Origin of the sequence: Neoroseomonas marina (genome assembly GCF_012927745.1) — a bacterium.
Classification (GTDB): Bacteria; Pseudomonadota; Alphaproteobacteria; order Acetobacterales; family Acetobacteraceae; genus Neoroseomonas; species Neoroseomonas marina.
Genome location: NZ_JABBKX010000005.1, coordinates 57,270 through 80,110, shown reverse-complemented (window position 1 = coordinate 80,110; position 22,841 = coordinate 57,270). Strand labels below are relative to the sequence as shown.

The 22,841-nt window shown below is 72.0% G+C and carries 24 protein-coding genes; 7 read left to right on the top strand and 17 right to left on the bottom strand.

From position 1 onward, the window contains the following. Nucleotides 1-10: 10 nt before the first annotated feature. From GWK16_RS15310 to GWK16_RS15285, 6 genes are all read right to left on the bottom strand, one after another. A complete protein-coding gene (locus tag GWK16_RS15310) occupies nt 11-1,342 on the bottom strand; it encodes a TRAP transporter large permease (RefSeq protein ID WP_211187465.1) in 1,332 nt (443 codons plus the stop codon). Continuing rightward, nucleotides 1,342-1,881, bottom strand: a complete 540-nt coding sequence (locus GWK16_RS15305) for a TRAP transporter small permease (RefSeq protein ID WP_170054850.1) — start codon at nt 1,879-1,881, stop codon at nt 1,342-1,344. The genes GWK16_RS15310 and GWK16_RS15305 overlap by 1 nt, the downstream gene beginning before the upstream one ends. An 87-nt stretch (nt 1,882-1,968) precedes the next feature. After that, nucleotides 1,969-2,967, bottom strand: a complete 999-nt coding sequence (locus GWK16_RS15300; protein WP_170054849.1) for a TRAP transporter substrate-binding protein — start codon at nt 2,965-2,967, stop codon at nt 1,969-1,971. Nucleotides 2,968-3,136: 169 nt separating this feature from the next. After that, a complete protein-coding gene (locus tag GWK16_RS15295) occupies nt 3,137-4,123 on the bottom strand; it encodes a TRAP transporter substrate-binding protein (protein WP_170054848.1) in 987 nt (328 codons plus the stop codon). Between the two features lie 103 nt (nt 4,124-4,226). Continuing rightward, complete coding sequence (locus tag GWK16_RS15290; RefSeq protein ID WP_170054847.1) at nt 4,227-4,490, bottom strand: hypothetical protein; 264 nt, start codon at nt 4,488-4,490, stop codon at nt 4,227-4,229. Nucleotides 4,491-4,790: 300 nt separating this feature from the next. Further along, nucleotides 4,791-6,212, bottom strand: coding sequence for a mannose-1-phosphate guanylyltransferase/mannose-6-phosphate isomerase (locus tag GWK16_RS15285; RefSeq protein WP_170054846.1), 1,422 nt, complete (start codon nt 6,210-6,212; stop codon nt 4,791-4,793). A 139-nt stretch (nt 6,213-6,351) separates the two neighbouring features. Here GWK16_RS15285 and GWK16_RS15280 point away from each other — a divergent pair, with 139 nt between their 5' ends. Next, the gene (locus GWK16_RS15280) at nt 6,352-6,774 is read left to right on the top strand and encodes a PaaI family thioesterase (protein ID WP_248291428.1); all 423 of its coding nucleotides are present in this window, start codon (nt 6,352-6,354) and stop codon (nt 6,772-6,774) included. A gap of 367 nt (nt 6,775-7,141) precedes the next feature. On the opposite strand, the gene GWK16_RS15275 is transcribed toward GWK16_RS15280, so the two are convergent. From GWK16_RS15275 to GWK16_RS15265, 3 genes are read right to left on the bottom strand one after another with little or no spacing between them, the layout of a single operon-like run. Further along, a complete protein-coding gene (locus tag GWK16_RS15275; RefSeq protein WP_170054844.1) occupies nt 7,142-8,647 on the bottom strand; it encodes a tripartite tricarboxylate transporter permease in 1,506 nt (501 codons plus the stop codon). A 19-nt stretch (nt 8,648-8,666) separates the two neighbouring features. Next, a complete protein-coding gene (locus tag GWK16_RS15270) occupies nt 8,667-9,263 on the bottom strand; it encodes a hypothetical protein (protein WP_170054843.1) in 597 nt (198 codons plus the stop codon). Between the two features lie 43 nt (nt 9,264-9,306). Then, a complete protein-coding gene (locus tag GWK16_RS15265) occupies nt 9,307-10,284 on the bottom strand; it encodes a Bug family tripartite tricarboxylate transporter substrate binding protein (protein ID WP_170054842.1) in 978 nt (325 codons plus the stop codon). Between the two features lie 125 nt (nt 10,285-10,409). On the opposite strand from GWK16_RS15265, the gene GWK16_RS15260 reads away from it, so the two are divergent. From GWK16_RS15260 to GWK16_RS15245, 4 genes are all read left to right on the top strand, one after another. Beyond that, nucleotides 10,410-11,585, top strand: coding sequence for a M20 metallopeptidase family protein (locus tag GWK16_RS15260; RefSeq protein WP_170054841.1), 1,176 nt, complete (start codon nt 10,410-10,412; stop codon nt 11,583-11,585). Then, nucleotides 11,582-12,373: a creatininase family protein gene (locus tag GWK16_RS15255; RefSeq protein WP_170054840.1), complete on the top strand. Its 792-nt coding sequence runs from the start codon at nt 11,582-11,584 to the stop codon at nt 12,371-12,373. The genes GWK16_RS15260 and GWK16_RS15255 overlap by 4 nt, the downstream gene beginning before the upstream one ends. Beyond that, the gene (locus GWK16_RS15250) at nt 12,370-13,359 is read left to right on the top strand and encodes a 2-dehydropantoate 2-reductase (RefSeq protein WP_170054839.1); all 990 of its coding nucleotides are present in this window, start codon (nt 12,370-12,372) and stop codon (nt 13,357-13,359) included. Before GWK16_RS15255 ends, GWK16_RS15250 begins: the two co-directional genes overlap by 4 nt. A gap of 62 nt (nt 13,360-13,421) precedes the next feature. Beyond that, nucleotides 13,422-13,565 carry a hypothetical protein gene (locus tag GWK16_RS15245; protein WP_170054838.1) on the top strand — a complete coding sequence of 48 codons (144 nt, stop codon included), beginning with the start codon at nt 13,422-13,424 and terminating at the stop codon, nt 13,563-13,565. 23 nt (nt 13,566-13,588) lie between these two features. On the opposite strand, the gene GWK16_RS15240 is transcribed toward GWK16_RS15245, so the two are convergent. Continuing rightward, nucleotides 13,589-14,344, bottom strand: coding sequence for a metallophosphoesterase family protein (locus tag GWK16_RS15240; RefSeq protein WP_170054837.1), 756 nt, complete (start codon nt 14,342-14,344; stop codon nt 13,589-13,591). Nucleotides 14,345-14,421: 77 nt separating this feature from the next. After that, a complete protein-coding gene (locus GWK16_RS15235) occupies nt 14,422-15,345 on the bottom strand; it encodes a DUF429 domain-containing protein (RefSeq protein WP_170054836.1) in 924 nt (307 codons plus the stop codon). Nucleotides 15,346-15,408: 63 nt separating this feature from the next. Here GWK16_RS15235 and GWK16_RS15230 point away from each other — a divergent pair, with 63 nt between their 5' ends. Then, nucleotides 15,409-15,996, top strand: coding sequence for a cytochrome b (locus GWK16_RS15230; RefSeq protein WP_170054835.1), 588 nt, complete (start codon nt 15,409-15,411; stop codon nt 15,994-15,996). 132 nt (nt 15,997-16,128) lie between these two features. On the opposite strand, the gene GWK16_RS15225 is transcribed toward GWK16_RS15230, so the two are convergent. After that, nucleotides 16,129-16,983 carry an OmpA family protein gene (locus GWK16_RS15225; RefSeq protein ID WP_170054834.1) on the bottom strand — a complete coding sequence of 285 codons (855 nt, stop codon included), beginning with the start codon at nt 16,981-16,983 and terminating at the stop codon, nt 16,129-16,131. A gap of 34 nt (nt 16,984-17,017) precedes the next feature. Continuing rightward, nucleotides 17,018-17,233: a hypothetical protein gene (locus GWK16_RS15220; protein WP_170054833.1), complete on the bottom strand. Its 216-nt coding sequence runs from the start codon at nt 17,231-17,233 to the stop codon at nt 17,018-17,020. A gap of 250 nt (nt 17,234-17,483) precedes the next feature. Between GWK16_RS15220 and GWK16_RS15215 the strand changes: the two genes are divergently transcribed. After that, the gene (locus tag GWK16_RS15215; protein ID WP_170054832.1) at nt 17,484-17,816 is read left to right on the top strand and encodes a DUF1491 family protein; all 333 of its coding nucleotides are present in this window, start codon (nt 17,484-17,486) and stop codon (nt 17,814-17,816) included. Between the two features lie 223 nt (nt 17,817-18,039). Here the strand turns inward: GWK16_RS15215 and GWK16_RS15210 are convergent, their stop codons facing one another. The 4 genes from GWK16_RS15210 to GWK16_RS15195 all read right to left on the bottom strand — a co-directional run bounded on the left by GWK16_RS15210 (nt 18,040) and on the right by GWK16_RS15195 (nt 22,701). After that, nucleotides 18,040-19,974 carry a peptidoglycan -binding protein gene (locus GWK16_RS15210; RefSeq protein ID WP_170054831.1) on the bottom strand — a complete coding sequence of 645 codons (1,935 nt, stop codon included), beginning with the start codon at nt 19,972-19,974 and terminating at the stop codon, nt 18,040-18,042. A gap of 230 nt (nt 19,975-20,204) precedes the next feature. Next, nucleotides 20,205-21,341 (bottom strand): flagellar motor protein MotA, encoded by a 1,137-nt coding sequence (locus GWK16_RS15205; RefSeq protein WP_170054830.1) that lies wholly within the window; start codon nt 21,339-21,341, stop codon nt 20,205-20,207. After that, on the bottom strand, nt 21,338-21,859 hold the full coding sequence (locus GWK16_RS15200) for an OmpA family protein (RefSeq protein ID WP_170054829.1): 522 nt from the start codon (nt 21,857-21,859) through the stop codon (nt 21,338-21,340). The genes GWK16_RS15205 and GWK16_RS15200 overlap by 4 nt, the downstream gene beginning before the upstream one ends. Beyond that, nucleotides 21,856-22,701, bottom strand: a complete 846-nt coding sequence (locus GWK16_RS15195; protein ID WP_170054828.1) for an inositol monophosphatase family protein — start codon at nt 22,699-22,701, stop codon at nt 21,856-21,858. The genes GWK16_RS15200 and GWK16_RS15195 overlap by 4 nt, the downstream gene beginning before the upstream one ends. Nucleotides 22,702-22,841 lie beyond the last annotated feature (140 nt).

Here is a 22,841-nt window from a genome sequence, read left to right as displayed (position 1 = left end):
GGATGGCCGCCTATCGCGCCAGCATCGACTGCGGCAACCAGGTCACGATGGCCGGGAAGACCGTGACGATCATGACTCCCACCAGCATCAGGATGAAGAACGGCAGGGTGTAGCGCGTCACCTCGAAGATGCCCTTGCCGGTCAGCCCCTGCAGCACGAAGAGGTTGAAGCCGACCGGCGGCGTGATCTGCGCCATCTCCACCACCAGCACGATGAAGATGCCGAACCACACCAGGTCGAAGCCCGTGCCCTGGATGATCGGCAGCACCACCGACACCGTCAGCACGATCATGCTGATGCCGTCGATGAAGCAGCCGAGGATCAGGTAGATCACCGTCAGGCAGAGGATGATCATGTATGGGCTGAAGCCCTGCGACCCGACCCAGGCGGCCATCGCGGCGGGCACGCCGGAATAGGCCATCGCCTGCGTCAGGAAGGCCGCGCCGGCCAGGATCAGGTTGATCATGCAGGACAGCCGCACCGCGCCCATCAGGCTGTCCGTGAAGGACGACCAGGTGAGCGACCGGCCCCAGGCCGACAGCGCCAGCGCCCCGACCACGCCGAACACCGCCGCTTCCGTCGCCGTCGCCCAGCCGAGATAGATGCTGCCCATCACGAAGGCGATCAGCAGCACGACCGGGATGAGCTGCCCGCTCTCGCGCACCTTCCGCAGGAAGGGCATCGGTGGGTCGGCCGGCGGCGTCAACGACGGGTTCAGCAGCGACCAGACTGCGATGTAGCCGCTGAACAGCACCATCAGCATGACTCCCGGCAGCACGCCGGCGATGAACAGGCGAACGATCGAGACCTCCGCCGCCACGCCATAGACGATCATGACGATGGACGGCGGGATCAGCAGGCCGAGCGTGCCGGCGCCCGCCAGGCTGCCGATCGCCATCGGCACGTGGTAGCCGCGCTGCGTCAGCGCCGGCAGCGACATCTTGCCGATCGTCGCCGCCGTCGCCGCCGAGGAGCCGGAGACGGCCGCGAAGATGCCGCAGCCGATGACGTTCACATGCATGAGGCGACCGGGAAGCCGCTGCACCCACGGCGCGAGGCCGCGGAACATGTCCTCGGACAGCTTCGTGCGGAACAGGATCTCGCCCATCCAGATGAACAGCGGCAAGGCGGCGAGCGTCCAGGACGCCAGCGATTGCCAGATCGCCGTGCCCATCACCTTCTCCGCCGGGAAGGTCGGCATGGCCGGGATCAGCATCGGCAGCGCGACGATCCCGACCAGTCCCACCATCGCGAGCGCGAGGCCGATCCAGACCCCGAGGCCCAGGAAGAAGAACAGGCAGACGAGCAGCAGCAGCCCGGCTTCCGTCAGCGCGAGTTCCATCAGAGTTCCTCCGCCGCGCGTTCGAGGGCGGACGCCTCGACCGCCTTGCGATAGGAGGGCGTGCCCCCCGTGAGATGCACGATCAGGTCATCCAGCAGGCAGACCGCGAACAGCGCGACGCCCGCGCCGACCATGCCCTGCGGCACCCACAGCTTCCACGCGACCGAGCCCTGCGCGACGTCCTCGAACTCGAAGCTGTCGCTCGCGAGGTCGAGCATCGAATAGGCGAAGAAGATGCAGAGCCCCGTGGTGAGGAGGAGGGCGATCGTCTCCATGACGAAGCGCGCCTTGCCCGACAGGCGACCGATGATCAGGTCCACGCGGATATGCGCGCCGTGGCGGAAGGCGTAGGCGAGCGGCAGGGTCGCCGAGGCGGCGACCGAGAACGCCGTGAGGTCGTCCGCCCCGAGCACCGTCAGGCCGAACTGTCGCCCGATCACCTGGGCCGCGATGATGCCGGCGATGGCTGCAAGAGCGATGCCGCCCCCGATTCCGCCGAGAAGGTAGAGCGCATCGAGCGCGCGACGCACGGGACTCATGCTGGCGCGCGCCGCGGGCAGGGCGGTTCGATCATGTCTGGTGCTTCCGTCCAGTTGGGTCCGGGGGACGCGACGCCCCCCGGAGGATCATGCAACGGCCGCGCGGTAGGCGTCGATCAGGCGCTTGCCCTCGTCCCCCGCCTTCGCGACCCATTCGTCGGCCTGTGTTGCACCGATGCGCATCAGCCCCTGCATCAGCGTGGGCGACGCGTCCTGCACGGTCATGCCGCGCTGGGCGAGCGTCGCCTGCTGGCTCACCGCTTCCGTATCGGACATGGCCCAGCCGCGCTCTTCCGCCGCGGCGGCGGCGCTGCGCACGGCGGCCTGCACATCGGCCGGCAGCGCGGCAAGGTCGCGCTGGCGGACGAAGATCGCGTTCTTCGTCCGCGTGAAGCCGATCGGCGTGAAGAAGCGGCAGAAATCCCACGCCTGGACGTCGACGCCGGTCGCGGCGGAGGTCACCATCGCATTCACCACGCCGGTCGCGAAGGCCTGCGGCACCTCGGCCTGCTGCACGAGGGTTGGCGTCGCGCCGCACAGTGTCGCGAAGCGGTTCGTCAGCGCATTGAAGGTGCGCATCTTCGACCCGCGCAACGATTCCACGCTGTCGACCGCGGCGTTGGTGTAGAGCCCCGAGGGCGGCCAGGGCGCCCAGTAGAGCAGCGACAATCCCTGCCGGTTCAGCCGCGCCTCGACATAGGGCTTCTGCAGCTCCGCCAGCTTGCGGGCCATGGCGGTGCTGGTCACCAGCATCGGCACGCTGTCGACTTCGAAGAAGGGATCCTCGTTGCCGTAGGCCGAGAGCAGGATCTCGCCGATCTGCACCTGGCCCGTCTGCACGCCGCGCTTGATCTCGGGCATCTTGAGCAGCGAGGCGTTGGTGTGGAGCTGGATCTGCAGCCGCCCGCCCGAAGCCGCCTGCGCGGCTTCCACGAAGGCGCGCAGGTTCCGCGTGTGGAAGTTGCCGTCCGGATAGGCGGAGGCGACCTGCCAGCGCGTCTGGGCCCGGCTCTCGCCGGCGACGAGGCCGGCGGCGGCAAGGCCGCCGGAAGCCGCGAGAAACCCGCGGCGATGAAGGATGGTCATGCGGAAGCCCCCTGTTGTTCTTAGACGACGCATCTTCCGCAGCGGGGGGCGGTCGGCGCAAGGGGGCAGGGGCGGGGGGCATCGCCCCGCCCCGCCCGACCTGCCTGCCGGCTAGGCCATGCCGGCCCGGACTGCGCGCCTGGCGCGCAGCCGGCCGCGTCGCGTCGCGTCAGGCGATCGCCGCGCGGTACTGGTCGATCAGCCGCTTGCCGTCATCGCCGGCCCGCTGCACCCACTCATCGGCCATGGTCCGGCCGACGCGGGCGCAATCGTCCAGCAGCTGCTGCGAGGCCTGCAGCACCTGCATGCCGCGCTGGCCGAGCGTGGCTTCCGTCTCGCGCGTCGCGGCCTCGGCGAGTTCGTAGCCGCGCGCCTCGGCCCGCACCGCGGCGGCGCGGATCGCGTCCTGCAGATCGCGCGGCAGGCCTTCCAGCGCGCGGCGCGACACGAAGACCGCGTTCTTCGTCATCGTGAAGCCGAGCGGAATGAAGACCCGCGCGTAGTCCCAGGCCTGGGTGTCGACGCCCGTCGCGGCCGAGGTGACCTGCGCCTGCACCACGCCGGTCGCGAAGGCCTGCGCGAGTTCCGCGGACTGCACCAGCGTCGGCTGCGCGCCGATCAGCTGCGCGAAGCGGTTCGTCATCGGCGAGTAGGTGCGGAATCGCGACCCGCGCAGCTGCTCGAGCGAGGTGACCGGCTGCTGCGCGTACAGCCCCGCCGGCGGCCACGGCACCATGTAGAGCAGCGTGAGGCCCTGGCGGGCGAAGCGCGCCTCGATGAAGGGCTTCTGCAGGTCCGACAGCTTCTTCGCCTGCGGGAAGTTCGTGACGAGCTGCGGCAGCGCATCCGCGTCGAAGATCGGATCCTCGTTCGCATACGCGGTCAGCAGGATCTCGCCGGCCTGCACCTGGCCGGTCTGCACGCCGCGCTTGATCTCCGTCATCTTGAGCAGCGCGCCGTTGGAATGCAGCTGCACGGCGAGCCGGCCGTTCGAGGCCTGCTCGATCTCCTGCAGGAAGGTGCGGATGTTGCGGGTGTGCAGGTTCCCGTCGGCATAGGCGGTCGCCATCTGCCAGCGTGACTGCGCGCGGGCGGCGAGCGGGGCCATGGCGGCGAGGCCGGCGGCGCCCATCAGGGCGCGACGGTGAAGGGTCATGCGGGCGTTGTCCTCTCCCGGTGGCTGCCGCGGGAGCGGCGCCTGGAGCGAGAGGATACCGCGCGAAGGCGGCGGGTGATCAAGCCACCCGCCGCGGGGAATTTCACGCCGGATAGGCGGCGGGGTCGACCCCTGCCTCGGTGAGGAAGTTGCGGATCGAAACGACTTCTTCCTTCGACAGGCTGTGGTGCGTGTCGTGGAAGGCGTGCGCCTTGCCGTTGAGCTTCACGGCAACGCGGCCGGAGCCGTTGTGCGAGACCTCGGCGCCGAGTTCCTCGAACACCGCATGGACCAGCTTGGGGTCGATGTTGGCGCTGACCGGGTGCGCGAAGAGGGCATGGAGGACCTTGCGGTGGCGATGGTTCATGGCCGGCCTTTCCTGGCGGTGGTGCTTCGGGGGCCATAATCCGCCAATTTCGCCTCGGCGCCTTGCGCCGCATCAAGGAACGCCATCGAACCCCCCACGATTCGAAAGGCCGGAGCCCGGCGGCCCAGCCCCCGGCGCCTGACACACGAAACGAGGCCGGCCCGAGGCGAAGCCCCGGGCCGGGAGCGCACCGCGCGACCGCGCCCGGACCGACCATGGTGCCCCGCGTTCCAGTCCATGGCGCGCAAGCCAAGCGCGCGGACGCGCGCGCCGGCGATCGAGGCGAAACGACAGGCCGCGCTACGCGCGGCCGTAGGTATCCTCGAAGCGCACGATGTCGTCCTCGCCGAGATAGGAGCCGGACTGCACCTCGATGAGCACCAGCGGGATCATCCCCGGATTCTCCATGCGGTGCACGCAGCCGAGCGGCAGGTAGACGCTCTCGTTCTCGCGCAGCAGGATCTCCTCGTCGTCGCGCCGCACGATGGCGGTGCCCGAGACGACCACCCAATGCTCGGCGCGGTGGAAGTGCTTCTGCAGGGACAGCTTCGCACCCGGGCGTACCTGGATGCGCTTCACCTGGAAGCGCTCGCCGCGCACCACGCCCTCGTAATGGCCCCAGGGGCGATAGGCGCGGCGGTGCTCGGTCGCCTGCGGGATGCCCTTGGCCTTGAGCTGGTCCACCAGCTTCTTCACGTCCTGCGCGCGGTCGCGATGCATCGCGAGCACCGCGTCGTCGGTCACGACGACGACCGCGTTCTCGAGGCCCACCACGCCGGTCAGGATGCCTTCGCTGCGCACGTAGCAGTTGCGGCTGTCGAGGATCTCGACCGGCCCCGTCGCGGCATTGCCCGCCCTGTCCTTGGGGCTGATGTCCCACAGCGCGGCCCAGGAACCGATGTCCGACCAGCCGATCGCGGCCGGCACGACGGCGGCATGCTTGGTCCGCTCCATCACCGCATAGTCGATGCTGATCGACGGGGCGGCGAGGAAGGCGTCGGGCGCGAGGCGGACGAAATCCATGTCGCGCTTGGCGCCTTCGACCGCGGCGCGGACGGCGGCGAGGAGCTCCGGCTCATGCCGCTCGAGTTCCGCGATCAGCACGGAGGCCGTCGCGACGAACATGCCCGAGTTCCACAGGTGCTTGCCGTCCGCGATGAACTCGGCCGCGCGGGTGACGTCGGGCTTCTCGACGAAGCGGGCGATGTCCCGCACGCCGGGCAGGCCCGGCAGCTCGGCGCCGGCCTCGATGTAGCCGTAGCCGGTCTCGGGCGCGGTGGGCTTCATGCCGAAGGTGACGATGCGGCCCGCCCGCGCGCCGGCAGCGGCGGCGGCGAGTGCCACATGCAGGGCCGGGACGTCGCCGATCGCGGAATCGGCGGCCATGATCCACATGACCGTCTCCGGCCCGGCTTCCTCGGCCAACAGGGCGGCGGCGGCGATCGCCGGGGCGCTGTTGCGGCCGGCGGGCTCCAGAACGATGCGCGCGTTGCGGCCCCGCAGCTGTTCGGCCACGAGGAATCGGTGCGCTTCGTTGCACACGGCCATCGGGGGCAGGAAGCCCGGCCCCTCGGCGCGCGCCGCGGTTTCGGCCAGCATCGGGCGGTCGGAGGCCAACGGCCAGAACTGCTTCGGATAGCCCTCGCGCGACAGGGGCCAGAGGCGGGTGCCGGTGCCACCCGAGAGGATCACGGGGAGGATCATGGATTCGTGCGCTGTCATGGCCGTCCGGCGGTCGTGTCGGGAACGGCCTGTCCTATGCGATGCAAAGAGGGCGAAGGGAAGGCATCTCGGCACAAGTTTGGCCGGGCTGTAGGATCGTGCCGCCTGAATTCACCCGAGGAGTGTGCGCGTGGCGGATATGGAAACGGGGCTGGGTATCCCCGAGGGGTTCGTTGCGCGCCGGGCCGGGGGGCCGTTCCTGGAACCGATCGGGCCGATCTGGCTGCGGCCGGGTGAGGGCGGTTCCGTCTTCGGCATCCGCCTCGAACGCCGCCACTGCAACAACCAGGCGGTCGCGCATGGCGGCATGCTGGCGACCTTCGCGGATATCGTGCTGGGCATCGGCGGGGGCGAGCAGGGCGGGACCCCGGGGCATTTCGTCACGGTGAGCCTGGTGACCGACTACCTGGCGCCGGCGCCGCTCGGCGCCTGGCTGGAATGCCGCCCGTCGCTGCTGCGCCGGACGTCGCGGCTGATGTTCGTCGAAGGCCGCTTCGAGGCCGATGGCGTGCCGGTCCTCCGGGCCAGCGGCGTGTTCAGCCTGCCCCGGCCCAAGGCCTGAGCGACCGCCCCCAGCCGCTGTCGGTACCCTGAACCCATCAGCCGGGCGCGGCCCGCGGCCTTGCCGTGGGCCGGGAGCGCGAAGCGCGACCGCGCCCGGACCGCCCATCGCCGCCGGCGCACCCATGCACGGCGCGCAAGCCAAGCCGGCCCCTGAGGCCCCAAACCACCGCGGCCCGCGGCCTTGCCGTGGGCCGGGAGCGCGAAGCGCGACCGCGCCCGGACCGCCCATCGCCGCCAGCGCACCCGTGCACGGCGCGCAAGCCAAGCCGGCGCATGCCGGCGCCGGCGTCTGAGGCCAAAAAAAGAAGGCGGGCTCCGAGGAACCCGCCTTCCCAATCCTCCGACCTAAGCGGTCGGGGCGAACATCACCCGCCTTCCGCCAGCGCCGCGTCCTTGCCCTTGCGGATGTTGGGCATGAGCATCGCGGCCAGGGCGATCGCAGCGACGGTCAGCATGCCGGCGCTGATCGGGCGCTCGATGAACACCATGGGGTCGCCGCGCGAGAGCAGCATGGCGCGACGCAGGTGCTCCTCCATCATCGGGCCGAGCACGAAGCCGATCAGCATCGGCGCCGCCTCGAGCCGCAGCTTCGAGCAGAGGTAGCCGAAGATGCCGAAGAACACCGTCTGGTACACGTCGAACACGTTGTTCTGCAGCGAGTACACGCCGATCGCGCAGAAGATCATGATCGAGGGGTACATGTGGCGGTACGGCACGGCCAGCAGCTTCACCCACACGCCGATCAGCGGCAGGTTGATGACCAGCAGCATCAGGTTGCCGACCCACATCGACGCGATCAGGCCCCAGAACAGGTCCGGCTGGGCTTCCACCATGCGCGGGCCGGGCTGGATGCCCTGGATGATCAGCGCGCCGACCATCAGCGCCATCACGGCGTTGGCCGGGATGCCGAGCGTCAGCAGCGGGATGAACGAGGTCTGGGAGGCGGCGTTGTTCGCCGATTCCGGACCCGCCACGCCCTCGATGGCGCCGGTGCCGAACTCGTGGCGGCCCTTCGAGACCTTCCGCTCCATCATGTAGGAACCGAAGGAGGCGAGGGCGGCGCCGCCGCCCGGCAGGATGCCGAGGAGCGAGCCGACCACGGTGCCGCGCAGCACGGCCGGGGTCGCGCGCTTGAACTCCTCGCGCGTCATCATCAGCGAGCCGACCTTGCCCGACATCACCGAACGCGCTTCCGGGCGCTCGAGGTTCAGGATGATCTCGGCGATGCCGAACATGCCCATGGCGATCGAGACGAAGCCGACGCCGTCCGACAGTTCCGGGATGCCGAAGGTGAAGCGCTGCTGGCCCGTCTGCACGTCCGTGCCGACCATGCCGAGCGAGACGCCGAACACCACCATGCCGATCGACTTCACCACCGAGCCCTGCGCGAGCACGGCGGAGATGACGAGGCCGAGCAGCATCAGGGAGAAGTAGTCGGCCGGGCCGAAGGACAGCGCGACCTGCGTCAGCAGCGGGCCCGAGGCGGCGACGAGCAGCGTCGAGACGGTGCCGGCGAAGAACGAGCCGAGGGCGGCGATCGTCAGCGCCGCGCCGGCGCGCCCGCGCCGGGCCATCTTGTAGCCCTCGAGCGTCGTGACGACCGAACTGACCTCACCTGGCAAGTTCAGCAGGATGGCCGTGGTCGAACCGCCGTACTGCGCGCCGTAGTAGATGCCGGCGAGCATGATGATGGCGGTGGTGGCCGGCTGGCCGAAGGTGATCGGCAGCAGCAGGGAGATGGTCGCCACCGGGCCGATGCCCGGCAGCACGCCGATCGCCGTGCCGATGACGCAGCCGATGAGGCAGAACAAGAGGTTGTTGAGTGTCAGCGCTACGCCGAAGCCGTGCGCCAGATTCGTGACGAGATCCATTGAGCGTTCCCCCCCGGTCTCAGAACTGCGGCCAGACCGGCACGCGGATGTCGAGCTCGTAGATGAAGACGGCCCAGCACAGCACGCAGAGGAAGACCACAAGCCCGACCACGCCGACCGGCTTGTGCGTGTCGTCCGCGAAGGCCGACAGGATGACCGACAGCGCGATCGCGGCCATCAGCCCCAGCGGCTCCAGCACCAGGCCGAACAGCGCGAAGGCTGCGCTGATGAGGAAGAGCGGGCGCCAGGACTTCACGATGGCCGGGACCATGCAGCCCACGAACATGCCGATGCCCAGAGGGTTCCAGCCCGCGGAGACCCAGCCCGGCACATGCGACGCCGCGATGCCCGCGGCCATGCCGACCACGCCGCCCGCGATCAGGAAGCCGATCTCGGCCGCCGTCCACTTCTCGAGAGGGTCGGGCCCGTTGAACAACGAGAAGCCCAGCACGATGCAACCCAGTCCGAGCTGCAGCATGAAGGACAACCAGGGCATGTAGCCCGGTCCCATGCGGCGCGCGGAGCCCATGGTGTGGTCGGTGTTGAGCCAGAGCCCGATGAGGGCCAGGCTGATCAGGAGCGCTGCGGAAAGCAGGTCCTTCGTGTTGATCTTCATCCCCGTTGGTCCACCCACGATGAAGTTGTCGAAAAAAGAGCCGTCAGTCCGGCGTCGCGCCGGAAGCCTGCACCAGAGGTGCCCAGGCGGCCACCTCCCGTCTTACGAAATCTGCGTAACCTTCGGGCGTGAGGTCGCCCGGCGTTCCGCCCAGTTCGGAGAAGCGCGCCCGGGTCTCGGGCACGGCCAGGAAGGCCATGGTTTCCCGATGGATGCGCTGCACGATCGGCGCCGGCGTCCCCGCGGGGGCCGAGAGCCCGAACCAGGAATCGCTCGCGAGGTCGAAGCCCTGCTCGCGGAAGGTCGGGACGTCCGGGAAGGCCGGATGCCGCTGCGCCGACGCCATGGCGACCGCGGTGACCGATCCCTGCCGGATATGCGATGCGGCGGACGGCAGGCTGTCCGACATCATCGGCACCTGGCCGGCGATCACCGCCTGCATGGCGGGCCCCGCGCCGCGGAACGGGATGTGGTTCAGCTCCTTGCCGATCAGCTGGCCCATGCGGACCACCATCAGGTGGTTCGAGGACCCGGCACCCGAGGTCGCGACGTCGAGCCCTGAGGGCCCCTTCGCGCGCGCCGCCGCATCCTGCAGCGTGCGGATGCCCGAGCGCGGGTTGGCCACCCAGACGGTGGGGTTGGTGATGACGAGGGCGATGTGGCTGAAGTCGGTGACGGCGTCGTATCGCACGCGCCCGCCGTAGACCGACGGGCTGATCGCATGGCTCGCGATGTTCGACATCACGAGCGTGTATCCATCGGGGGTGGAGCGGGCGACGATGTCGGTGCCCACGGTCGCACCGGCCCCGGCGCGGTTCTCGACGATGACGGAGACGCCGAGGCGGTCCTGCAGCCCGGCCGCGACCAGGCGCGCGACCAGATCCGTCGTGCCGCCGGGGGCGAAGGGCACGACGAGCCGGATCGGCTGCGCAGGCCAAGCCTGGGCAATCGCGGCGCGCGCCGTCAGCGATGCAGGGATCATTCCCGCCAGCAGGATCCGCCGGCGCAGCGCCCAGGACATTCCGCCTCCCTCTTCCCGGTTCGCCCTATGGCATGCGCCTCCGATGCAGACAAGCACCGCGCCTTGCCTAAGTGCCTCTTGAACCTATGCTCCCGGGCAATATTCGCTCAGCAGGACCCCCGCCGATGATCGCCAACGATCCCCAGCGTGCCATTCGCGACGCCACCGTGGCCGCCGAGCCACGCCTGATCGCGATGCGTCGCGACATCCACAGCGTCCCGGAACTCGCCTTCCAGGAGACCCGCACCGCGGGCATCGTCGCCGCCGAGCTGGCGCGCCTCGGCATCCCGCACCGCACCGGAATCGGCCGCACCGGCGTGATCGGGGAGATCAAGGGCGGCCGGCCCGGCCCCACGCTCGCCATCCGCGCCGACATGGACGCGCTGCCGATCCATGAAGAGACAGGCATCGCCTTCGCCTCGACCGTCGATGGCCAGATGCACGCCTGCGGGCATGACATCCACACCACCACGCTGCTCGGCGTCGCCGCCGTGCTGAAGGACCTCGCGCCGCAGATCGCCGGCACGGTGCGCCTGGTGTTCCAGCCGGCCGAGGAAGTGCTCGAAGGTGCCGCGGCGATGATCGCCGACGGCGCGGCCGAGGGCGTCGACCTCGCGATCGGCTTCCACAACCACCCGGACATGCCGGTCGGCACCTTCGGCTATGTGCGCGGCCCCTGCCTCGCGGCCTCCGACCGCTTCGACCTGATCGTGCGCGGCAAGTCGGGCCACGCGGCGCATCCCGACGATGCGGTCGACCCGATCGTCGCCGCGGCGCATTTCGTCGCCCAGGCGCAGACCGTCGTCAGCCGCGAGATCAAGCCGCTGCATCCCGCGGTCGTCACCGTGGGCATGTTCCAGGGCGGGACGACCTACAACATCATCCCCGAGCGGGTGCACCTGAAGGGCACCGTGCGCACGCTCCATGCCGATGCACGCGATACCGCCGAGGCCGCGCTGCGCCGCCTGGCGGACGGCCTGCAGCAGATGATGCGCGTGACCTGCGACATGACCTACGTCCGCAAGGTGCCGCCGCTGGTCAACGACGACCGCGTGCTCGACCCGGTCATCGCCGCGGTGGCGCGCCAGATGGGCGTGGCGGTGGAGGAAGGCGAGCCTTCGATGGGCTCGGAGGATTTCGCGGAGTTCGCCGCCCTCGCGCCGTCCTTCCAGCTGCGCATCGGCTCCGGCGCGCCGGGGCGGGCGGACCGCCTCCATAACGCCTTCTACCAGCCGGATGAGAAGACCATCGGCCTCGGCGTGCAGGCGCTCTCGCGCGCGGCGCTGGACCTCCTGTCGTGACGCGCTCGCGCATCGCCGAACTGACGGCGCCGGAGGTGGCGGATCGCCTCGCCGCCGGCGCCGTCGCCCTGCTGCCCATGGGCAGCATCGAGACGCATGGCCCCGCCCTGCCGATGGGCGACTACCTGGTGGCCGAGGAGATCGCCGCGCGGATCGCGCAATCGGCCCTCGGCCTCGGCGCCGATGCGCTGGTCGCGCCCGCGATCCCCTTCGGCGGTGAGGACTTCTTCGCCGGCGTCGCCGGCGGCATCACGCTCAGCGTCCCGACGCTGACCGCGGTGATCGAGGAGATGGCCGAGGCCTTCATCCGCATCGGCACGCGGCGGATCATGATCGTGAACGGCCATGCCGGCACCATCGCCCCGGCGGAAGCCGCCGCGCGCGCCATGCGCCACCGCCACGGCGTCATCATCCCCGCCCTGCACCTGTGGCGCGAGGCCGGGAAGCTGCATGCGGAACTCGGCGGCAGCCAGGCCGCCTTCGGCCATGGCGGCGATCCCGTCGCCTCGGTGACGATGTATCTGCGCCCCGATCTCTGCCGGCCCGATGCGGCGCGGGAGAAGCGCGCGACCGGGCCCTATCTCGGCCTGCCGCCGACGGGCTTCGGCGCGATCCGCACGCATGGCGTGGACTTCGCCGTGCCGATGTGGGTCGAGGAGGTCGCGCCGGGCGGCGTCGCCGCGCCGGATCCGCGCAGCGCCAATGCCGCACATGGCGGCGCGATCGCCGAGCGGCTCATCGCCGCGGGTGCGGCGATGTGCCAGCAGCTTCGGGACAACGCGCCGTGACCCGCATCTGCGTCTTCGGCGCCGGCGCGATCGGCAGCCACCTCGCGACCCGGGCTGCGCTCGGCGGGGCCGATGTGTCGATCGTCGCGCGCGGCCCGCACCTCGCCGCGGTGCGGGAGAAGGGCATCACCCTCATCGCCCATGACGGCGAGCACACTGTCCGTGTCCGCGCGGAAGCCGACCCCGCGGCGATCGGACCGGTCGATGCGGTGATCGTCACGACCAAGGTGCCGGCGCTGCCCTCCGTCGCGCGCGCCATCGCGCCGCTGCTCGGGCCCGACACGCCGGTCGCCTTCGTCACCAACGGCATCCCCTGGTGGTACTTCCTGCGCCATGGCGGGGAGGTGGACGGCCGGCGCCTGCCCCTGCTCGACCCCGGCGGGGAGATCGAGGCGAAGATCGGCATCGCCCGCACGCTCGGCGGCGTCGTCTATTCGGCGAGCGCGGTCGTCGAGCCCGGCGTGGTGAAGTCCGAGCATGCCGACATCCGCCTCTTCCTCGGCGAACCGGACGGCACGCTGAGCGACCGCGCGCGGATGATCGCGGCACCGATCGACGCCGGCGGCATGCCGACGCCGGTGGTCGCCGACATCCGGCACCGCATCTGGGGCAAGCTGATGGGCAACCTCACCAGCGGGCCGCTCTGCATCCTGTCGCGCCAGGACATGATGACGACCTTCGCCGACCCGGTGCTGTTCGCCGCCGGCGTGCGCATCTCGGACGAGGGCGGGGCGCTCGCGCTCGCCTACGGGCACGATCTGCAGACCTCCTCCGAGGCGCGCATCCGCCGGTCGGGCATGATCGCGCACAAGCCGTCGATCCTGCAGGACCTGGAACTCGGCCGCGCGATGGAGATCGACGCGCTGTTCACCGTGCCGCTCGCCATGGCGCGGGAGAAGGGGGTGCCGATGCCCACCTTCGAGCTCTGCGCGCGGCTGGCCACGCAGGCCGCCACGGCCGCGGGACTCTACAGGCCAACCTCATGAAACCCTGGCCCGCCTTCCGCGTTCACAGGACAGGATCCCGTCAGCGTGGAAGGTGGGCAGCGATGAACTCCAATGTGATGTATTTCCTGGTCGGCCTCGTGCTGGCCGGCCTGATCGGCGCCGGCGTCTGGGCGTACCAGGACCGCCAGCGCGACGGCGTCGAGATCTCCGTCGGCCGCGGCGGCGTCAGTATCGAGCGCCACTGATCTCCGGCGGCGCCTGGCTCCGGTCAGGCACTTTCGGGGAGGAGCCCCGTCCGGATGACGTGGGGCCACGCGGCGTTCGCGCCATGCTCCTCGGCGCGTCGCGCCGCGCGGTCCCAGTCATAGGCGAGGGCGATCATCTCGACCGCCGGCTCGCGGCCCCCGATATCCAGCATGGCGTAGCGCGCATGCGGCGTCCCGGCTTCCTGCCGGTGCGCCGGTTCGCGCGAGATACGGAAGCCCGGCAGGCCGAGGCTGCCCGGGTTGACCACCAGCGGTCCCCCCGGCACCTGAACCATCCCCGCCCGATGGCTGTGCCCGCACAGGACCACCCGGGCCGCCATGCCGCGGTCGCCGAGCCGTTCGCGCAGCACCGCCATCGGCGCAGGCCGCAGGCGCTCGGCGACCACTTCCTCGATCAGGTTCTGCACGTCCGATGACGGCGTGCCATGGACCGCGAGCACGCCGGGCGCCGGTTCCAGCGTCGCGGGCAGCGCCATCAGCCAGTCGCGCTGCGCGGCGGTCAGGCCCTCATGGGCGATGCGATCCTGCATCCCCAGCTTCTCGCCCTCGTGCTCGCTGATCCAACGGTCGTGATTGCCGCGGACGCAGGGGATCCCGGCCGCCTGCAGCCGCTCCACCGTCTCCGCGGGCCAGCCGGCGCCGGAGGCGATGTCGCCCAGGCAGATCGTGGAGTCCGCCCCTCGCGTCGCGATATCGGCCAGCGCGGCCTCGAGGGCAGCCGCGTTGCCGTGGATGTCCGTGATGACCGCAATGCGCATTCGTTCGTTCCCCGCTCCGGAGGACCGTCATCGCGCATCCCCGTCGCCGCGTCACCCCCGCCGCCGTCTCGGCGCGGTCACCACCGCGGCAGCGCGGTCTGGCCCAGCACCCATCCTTCCCATCGGCGGATCGCCTCGTCCTCGGGCACGAAATCCGGGCGCAACCCGTCCAGCACGCCGACCAGGCCAAGCAGGCCGATGACGGAATCGAAGCGGTCCTCGCCCGCCGCATCCGCCCCGAACCCATCCTGGATGGCCGCCCGGAGCGTCGCCGCCGGCAGCACGCGCCGGACCGCCATCGCGGCCAGCAGCGCCTCGCAGGCCGCCACCCGGTCGGCACGCACCCGTTTCGACCCGCGCAGGGCGATGCCGCAATGCCGCAAGGCCTCGGCCGGATAGACCTCGGCCAGCACGGCCCGGCCCGGGGCGAGCAGCCCGTGCAGCGCACCCGCGAAGGGCCAGAGCGCATAGGGCGCCCCGGCCGCCAGCCCCGGCGACAGCCAGTCCCGCCAGGCCGCGATCGCCGCCTTGCCCGACTGGTTCGCCCCCAGCGTCCAGAAGACCGGCGCGCCCGCCGGCCGTTCGGCCGTCGCCCGGTCGCACCATCGCGACAGGCCGCCCGCATCGCCGAGCCCCAGCGCCTCGGCATGGGCGGCCCGCGTCATCCCCTTCAACCCCCGCGCCGGGTAGAAGGGCCGGTCGCGGCTGACCTCCGCCAGCGTGGGCGCGACGGCGAAGAAGGCCGGCCGCGCCGCGAGCCCCCGCAGGAAGTCGACGAAGCCGGGTTCCGCCCGCCCCGCGGCGAAGGCCCGCGGTACCCCAAGCGGCAGGTCGAGCCCCAGCGCCACCGGCCGCCCTTCGGCCAGCAGTCCCCCCACCATCGTCGCGGGATCGCCGACCGGCACCGGCGCCTCGGCCCGCCAGCCATCGGCCCCACGGCGCGCGACCGTGACCCAACGCTTGCGCGGATCGATGCTCCAATCCGCGTGGGCCGCGATCATCCGCACGTGCGGGGCGCCCTCGGCTTGCGATACGCTGCGGACATGATCCGAGGGGACAGCAGCATGGATGCCAGCACCGCCAGGCTTCCCGGCCAGGACGCCGCCCACCCCGACGGGCAGTACGGCACCGTCGCGAAATGGTTCCACTGGATCACGGTCGGGCTGATCGCCATCGCCCTGCCGACGGGCTTCGTCATCAAGTTCATCACCGGGGAAGCGGACGGGGCCTACAAGATGGGCTTCTACGCCATCCACGAAAGTGCGGGGCTCACCGTGCTCCTCGCGGCGATCGCCCGGGTGCTGTGGAAGGCCACGCACCCCGCGCCGCCGCACCCGCCCGAATTGCCGGGCGCGATGCGCGTCGCGGCGACGGCGGTCCATCACGGCCTCTATGCCCTGCTGATCGTGCAGCCTCTGCTCGGCTTCCTCGCGACCAACGCCTGGGGTTTTCCGCTGCAGGGGCAGACGGCCTATCTGCGGCTGATCGACCTGCCCAAGTTCATGGAGGCCTCGGAGGGCCTCGCGCAGACGCTGTCCCTGCTGCACACGATCGGCGGCTACCTCTTCGTCCTGCTGCTCGCCGCCCATATCGGCGGCGCCATCTTCCACCACGCCATCCGCAAGGACGGCACGCTGATGCGGATGCTCTGAATGGGTCCGTCGCGGGACCCCGTCGAATGCCCCCATTGCGGCGAGCCGACGCAGCCGAACAGGCGCGCGGACGGGTCCGTGGTCTGTTCCTGCGCCGCCGGCCGGACGCTGCCCGCGCCGGGCGCGGCGGCGCTACGGCCCGTCCCCGCGGGTCGGCACGATCCTGAGCCGCCGTAACGCGCCTGGCCCGGCCTCGACCTCGGCGCGGAAGCCCGGCGCGGTGAAGTCTGTCCGCCGGGCGGCTCCGGCGTCCGTTCCCAGCACCGCGAGCACCGGCGCCGGCACGAAGCCGAACAGGTCCAGCACGGCGCCCGCCGCCGCCCGGGCCCGGTCCGGCGCCGCGCCGATCCCGTCTGGCCATTCCAGCGTCACCGCCACGCGCCGGGAGCCATCCATCCGCAGCACCGTGACGACCGGGACCGCGGCGGGCGGTACCTCCGTCGGGCAGGCGAGGGACGGCGGCGCCAACGCGCCGCGCGGCAGGTCGGGCGCGGCGCAGCCGACGGCGCGGGCGATCATCGGCGTCAGCGCCGCGACATAGGGCGGCACCACGGCCGCATCGAGGGCGATCGCCGTCGCCTCGGCAACGCCCGCCAGGCGCGGGCCGGGGCAGGGGGCCAGCTCGACGCGGTCGTTCATCGGTTCCGTCGCACCGGGCGCGGCGAGCCTGGCCGGGCTCGCATCGCCGCGGACCTCGATCGCGATGTCCGCCCGGCTGACGCCCTGCCGGCCCATCATGGCGGCGACCGCCTCGGCGCGCGCCCGGCTCAGCGCCGCGGCATCGGGGCCGCGATCCGCATGGGCGACGATGCAGTGCCCGCGAAATGGCGCCGGCCGCGGCGGGCGCAGGAACGCCAGCAGCGCGTCGCGCGCCGCCTGGCTGATCTCGGCCGATCCCGGCGCGAACAGCATCACCGTGCCCTCGGGCACGAAGGCCGGCGCGCGGGCCGGCGCGGCGACCAGCGCCAGCGCACCCAGCAGAGCCACGGTCCCGCCCCTCATGGGGGCGAGGCTACACCGGTCAGAGCGGCTTCTGCGCCTTTTCCAGCAGCCGGCCGAAGAAGCCGGGCTTCTTCGCGGCCGCCGCCGGCGGGCCCGCCGCGGCCGCGGCTTCCTTCGCCTCGGCCTGGGCACGCCTGTCCTTGTCGGCGAGCCACTTGTCGAGGCTCATGCCGGCCTTGGCCGCGCGCTTCGCCTCGTAGGCGCGCTGCGCGTCCGTCATCTTGCGATCACTCATGGGGGAACCTCCGCCGCGCCGCGTGAATGGCGCGCCGCGCGCCTTCCGGCAAGGCCCCCGCCATGCGAGTTTCGCCGCATGGCACCGACCGAAGCGAAACGACCGAAACTTCTTGCGGCCCGAGGCCATGGCCGCGGGCCGGGAGCGCGACGCGCGACCGCGCCCACCCCGCCCGCCGCGCCGGGCGGTCCTACCCACGGCGCGCCAGCCAAGCGCGCGGACGCGCGCGCCGGCGCCTGAGGCCAGGACAATGGACGCGAAGGTCAAGGCAGGCATCTGGGTCTCGATGGCGATCCGGCTGTCGGACATGGCGGGACGGCCGGCCGCGGTGCTGCGCAAGGGGGACCCCGATTCCGGCGGCATCCTCGCTGTGCTGCGGGGACGGGACGGGGTCGTGGTGCTCTCCCAGGCGCGCGACGCCGAGGGTCGCCCAGCCTGGTTGCGCGGCACCGGCCCGGCGCCGGTCGAGGAGGAGGTCGCGACCGCCTATGTCGACCGCCAGGTGAAGCGCGACCCCGACCTCTGGGTGGTGGAGTTCGAGGCCCCCGACCTGATGCCGCCCTTCGAGGCGCGCTTGATCTGACCTTCCGTGGGGCGGCGGGCAGCACCACCCCGTCGCGTTCCTGCTGCGCGCGTTGCGACAGGATCGCCGGCAGCGGCGGCGGTTCGCGGCGCGATGCCGCATCCTCCCGCCCATCGTAGGGCACCAGGCCCACGCCGACCGCAAGCAGGGTGATCGGCATTGCCGGCAGGCGGCGGCACGCCGGGCGGGGCCGCCGCCCGTCGCCTCGCCGCGCGATGCGGCCTCAGCGATCCGTCAGGCGCAACTCGATGCGGCGATTGCGGGCGAGGGCCGCGGGCCCATCGCCGGTATCGAGCGGCTGCGTGTCCCCGAAGGACGTCGCCGCCACCCGGTTGGCGGGCAGCCCTTCGGCGATCAGCAGTTGCGCGACGGCGATCGCGCGCGCGGCCGCCAGTTCCCAGTTGCTCGCATACCGCGCCGAACGGATCGGCGATCGGTCGGCATGGCCGTCGACGCGCACCACCCAGGCGATCTCCGAGGGGATCTGCGGCGTCACCTCCAGCAGCACGCGCGCGAGGTCGCGCACCTGCTGCCGTCCCGCCTCGCTCAGCTCGGCCGAGGCCGGCGCGAACAGCACCTCGCCCTGGAAGACGAAGCGGTCGCCGACGATGCGCACCTCGGGGCGTTCGCCCAGCACCTGGCGCAGCCGGCCGAAGAAGTCCGAGCGGTAGCGCTGCAACTCCTCGACCCGCGCCGCCAGCGCGGCGTTCAGCCGCGCGCCGAGCTGCGCGATCTGCGTGTCGCGCGCCCGCGTCTCGCCCTGGGCGGCGTCCAGTGCCGCGGCAAGGCGCGAGATCTCGCGCCGCAGCCCCTCGATCTGGCGCGTCAGCAGCGCGACCTCGGCCCGCGCGCTTTCGGCGAGCCGCACGTGCTCGGCCGCCTGCGCTTCCGCAAGACGTCGCGCTTCCTCGGCGAAGCCGGCGCGGCGGGCCGCGTCCTGCGCGGCGCGCTCGGCCCCCGTGGCCTGCCGCTGCGCCGCCTGGGCGGCGGAATCGGACTGGCCGGCGCGGGCGATCGCCGCGGCGAGCTGCGCCTCGGCGTCCACCCGGCGGCGGGAGGCTTCGGCCGTCTCGTTCTGCATGCGCGCGGCCACGCCTTCGGCGACCTGACGGGCACGATCCGCCTCCGCGGCGCGACCCTCGGCAGCGCGCGCCGCGGCCTCGTTGGCGGCGCGCTGGCGGGTTGCCTCGGCAGCCTCGGCCTCCGCGGCCTGGCGCGCCTCCTCGGCGCCCGCGAGCCGCGCCAGCGCGGCCTGCTCGGCGGCCGCGAGCGCCGCGCGCTGACGCTCGAGTTCCGCCATCGCGGCCGACATCTGCGCCGAGGACTGCTCGGCCGCGCGGCGGCCGCGCTCCTCGTTCTCCGCGCGGGCCAGGGCGGCCTGCGTCTGGCGTTCCAGCTCGTCGCGCAGCGCGGTCAGCGCCTGCACCTCCCGCGTCATGCGCGCGAGGTCCGACAACCGCGCCTCGATCGTCGCGCGATCGGTGCGCACCTGCTGGTCGAGCGCGATCGCCTCCGCGCGCAGCCGGTCGAGCTCCTGCCGCGCCGCGGCCAGTTGCGTTGCCGTCGCCGCCGCCTGGCGTTCGAGCGCGCTGCGCCGCTGCTCGGCCTCGGCGAGGCCGCGACGCGTGTCCGTCAGGTCGCGCGCCGTGCGCGCGGCATCCGCGCCGACGCTCTCCGCCCGCGCCAGCGCCTCGCCCAGCTGGCGTTCCAGCGTCGCCACGCGTTCCGCCGTGCCGCGCCCCGTCAGCCCCAGATCCGCCAGCCGCGCGGCCAGCTGCTCGCGCTCCCCGCGCGCCGCGTCGCGTTCCGCCGTCAGCCGGTCGCGCTCGGTGCGCACCTCCCCCAGCGAGCGCAGCGCCGCATCGCGCACTGATGCCGCCGAAGCGAGTTCCTGCGTCGCGCGCGCCAGGTTGCTGCGCAATTCCTCCGCCTGGCCGCGTTCCAGCGAGAGCAGCTCCGCCAGCTCCGCGACCTGCCGGTTCAGCCGGTCCAGCGCCCGGTCGCGCGAGCCGAGCGCGACCGACAGGAATCCCTGCGCGAGCACGAAGACCAGCAGCACGAAGATGATGACCATGAGCAGCGTGGACAGCGCATCCACATAGCCCGGCCACGCATCCAGCCCACCCTGGCCACGCCGTCGGTTGGAGGAGCCAGCCATGGGTCAGGCGCGGACAGGGGGGCGCCGCCCCCCTGGACCCCCCGCCGAGGGCCGAAAGGCCCTCGGAACCCGATACTTGGCCGGATGGGAGGAGGGGCCCCGAACGGCCGCCGGGCCCGGCGCGCAGCCTGCGCCCCTCCTCCCATCCGGCCAATGTGCTGGTGTCCAGAGGCCTTTCGGCCTCTGGCGGGTGGGTGCGGGAGGGCAGCGCCCTCCCGCGTCCGCAACCCTCACCGTGCCTGCTCCTCGGCGATCGCGGCGATCGTCCGGGTCAGCACCTTGATCTCGTTGCGCAGTTCGTTGGTCGCCTGGGCGCGTCCCTGGGCGATGTCCTCGGACAGGCGCGCGATGTGGATGTCGAGGTTGCGGATGTGCCCGCGGGTTTCCTCGTCCATGCCGCCGATGGCCTCGCCTTCGGCGATGCGGGCCAGCGCGGGTCCGAGATTCGCCTGGCCCTCCGCGACCCGCAGCATCAGCCGGTTGTTGGCGCGCATCTGCTCGGTCAGCACGGTCAGGCGCTCGGTCAGCGTCACCAGGGCGCGGGAGGTCTCGGCCCGCCCGTCCTCCCCGCGCCCGAGGATCGCCTGCAGGCGTTCCATGTTCTCCGCGGTCTGCTCCAGCAGCGCGGAGACATAAGCCGGCACGTTCCCGTCCGCGTCCTGCACGCCGGAGGACGACAGCCGCGTCAGCCCCGCGAGCCATTCCTCGAGCTCATTGGTGAAGCGGTTCTGCGCCTGCCCCGCGGTGAGGTCCATGAACCCCAGCACCAGCGCGCCGGCGAGGCCGAGCATCGAACTGGAGAACGCCGTCCCCATGCCTTCCAGCGGCCGCGCGAGCCCGGTCTTCAACTGGTTGAACAGCTGGTTCAGGTCGCCCGACCCGACCGACATGTTGCCGATCACGTCCGCCACCGACCCGATCGTCAGCAACAGCCCCCAGAACGTCCCGAGCAGGCCGAGGAAGATCAGCAGCCCCGTCATGTAGCGCGACAGTTCGCGGCTCTCGTCCAGCCGCGACAGGATCCCGTCCATCACCGACCGCAGCGCGATCGCCGAGAGCGACACCCGCTCCGCCCGCCGCGCCGCCAGCATCGACGCCATGGGCGCGAGCAACCGCGGCGTCACCGGTTCCTCACCCGTGCCGCGCACGGACCGGAACCCCTCGATCCACGCGACCTCATGCCGCAGGGAGAGCACCTGGCGCAGGTTCCACAGGATGCCGAACAGCAGCACCGCGACGATCACGCCGTTCAGCACGGGGTTGGCCGCGAAGGCGTGCGCCAATTCCCCCGACAGCGCGGCGGTCACGATCGCCACGGCGCCGAGGAAGCCCAGCATCCGCCACAGATAGACCTTGGGTTGCGTCATCGCCCCCGCGCCTCCGCATTGGGGCTTGCCACGCCTGGGGGCAGCACGTCCACCCGGTCGACGCCCGCCGGCAACCGCCCCAGCGGCCGCAGGTCGATCCGCGTCGCCGGCAGCCCGCCGGCGATCAGCGCCGCCTTCACCGCCTGCGCCCGCGCAAGCGAGGCCCGCCGCGCCACCGACACGTCGTTGGCGGGCGCCGACACCTGCGCCTCGACCGTGATGCGCCCGGCCGGCAGCGCCGCCAACCGGCGGCCCAAGATTTCGAGAGCCCGCGCCTGCGCCGGGTCGAGCGCAGCCGACTCGAGCACGAGTCGCACGCCCCCGGTCGGCAGGACCGCCATCCCGGTCGGCAACGGATCGCCCGGCGTCGGCTGCGCCGGGGCCGGCGCGCCCTCGGGGGCCAGGCGCGGCGGCGCGGGCGGGGCGGGCGGCGGCTCGGGCGGCAACTCGGCCGGCACGTCCTGCGCCCGCGCGACCGAGCCCGCGAATAGCCCCGCCAGGACCGCCCGCCGCCTCATCCCGCCGGACGCGCCTTCACGGCGGCGATGCCCTCGGCCACCACCTCCCGCAGCTTGGGCTGCAGGGCCCCGTTGCCGGCCACCACATTGCCGGTTTCGTACGCATCGCCGCCCTCGGGGTCGGTCCAGAAGCCGCCGGCCTCCTTCACCATCAGCAGCCCGGCGGCGATGTCCCACTTCTTCAGGCCCAGTTCCCAGAAGCCCTCGTACCGGCCGGCCGCCACCCAGGCCAGGTCGAGCGACGCCGCGCCGAAGCGCCGCACGCCCGCCACCTGCGGCATGACCTTGTGCAGGATCGCACTGAACTCCGCCTTGCGCGGCACGCCGGCGAAGGGAATGCCGGTCGCGAAGACCGCCTCGCGCATCTCCTTCCGCCCCGACACGCGCAGGCGCCGGTCGTTGAGGAACGCGCCCACGCCCTTCTCGGCCCAGAACAGCTCGTCCGAGGCGGGGTTGTAGATCACGCCCGCCATGATCTCGCTCTTCTCGGCGTCGATGCGCTTCTCGATCCCGACCGAGATCGCCCAATGCGGAATGCCGTGCAGGAAGTTCGTGGTGCCGTCCAGCGGATCGACCACCCAGCGCCATTCCCAGGATTCATTCCCGCTGACGCCCGATTCCTCCATCAGGAAGCCGAAGGCGGGCCGGGCCTTGGACAGCTCCTCCTTCAGCGTCTGCTCGGCGCGCAGGTCGGCGGTGGACACGAAGTCGGACGGACCCTTCACCGAGACCTGGAGCTGCTCGACCTCCCCGAAGTCGCGCAGCAGCCGGCGGCCCGCCTTGCGCACGGCGGAGGTGACGACCTGCATGGCAGGCGAAAGACGCGACGAGACGGGCGGCATGATCAGACGAACCTTGCGGGGGAAAGAGCGGATGGAGGGTTAGCGGAGGCGGCGACGGGGGGCCAGCCCCCCGGACCCGCGGCAACCGAAACGAAAGCGGCCCGAGGCAATGCCTCGGGCCGGGAGCGCGAAGGCGCGAC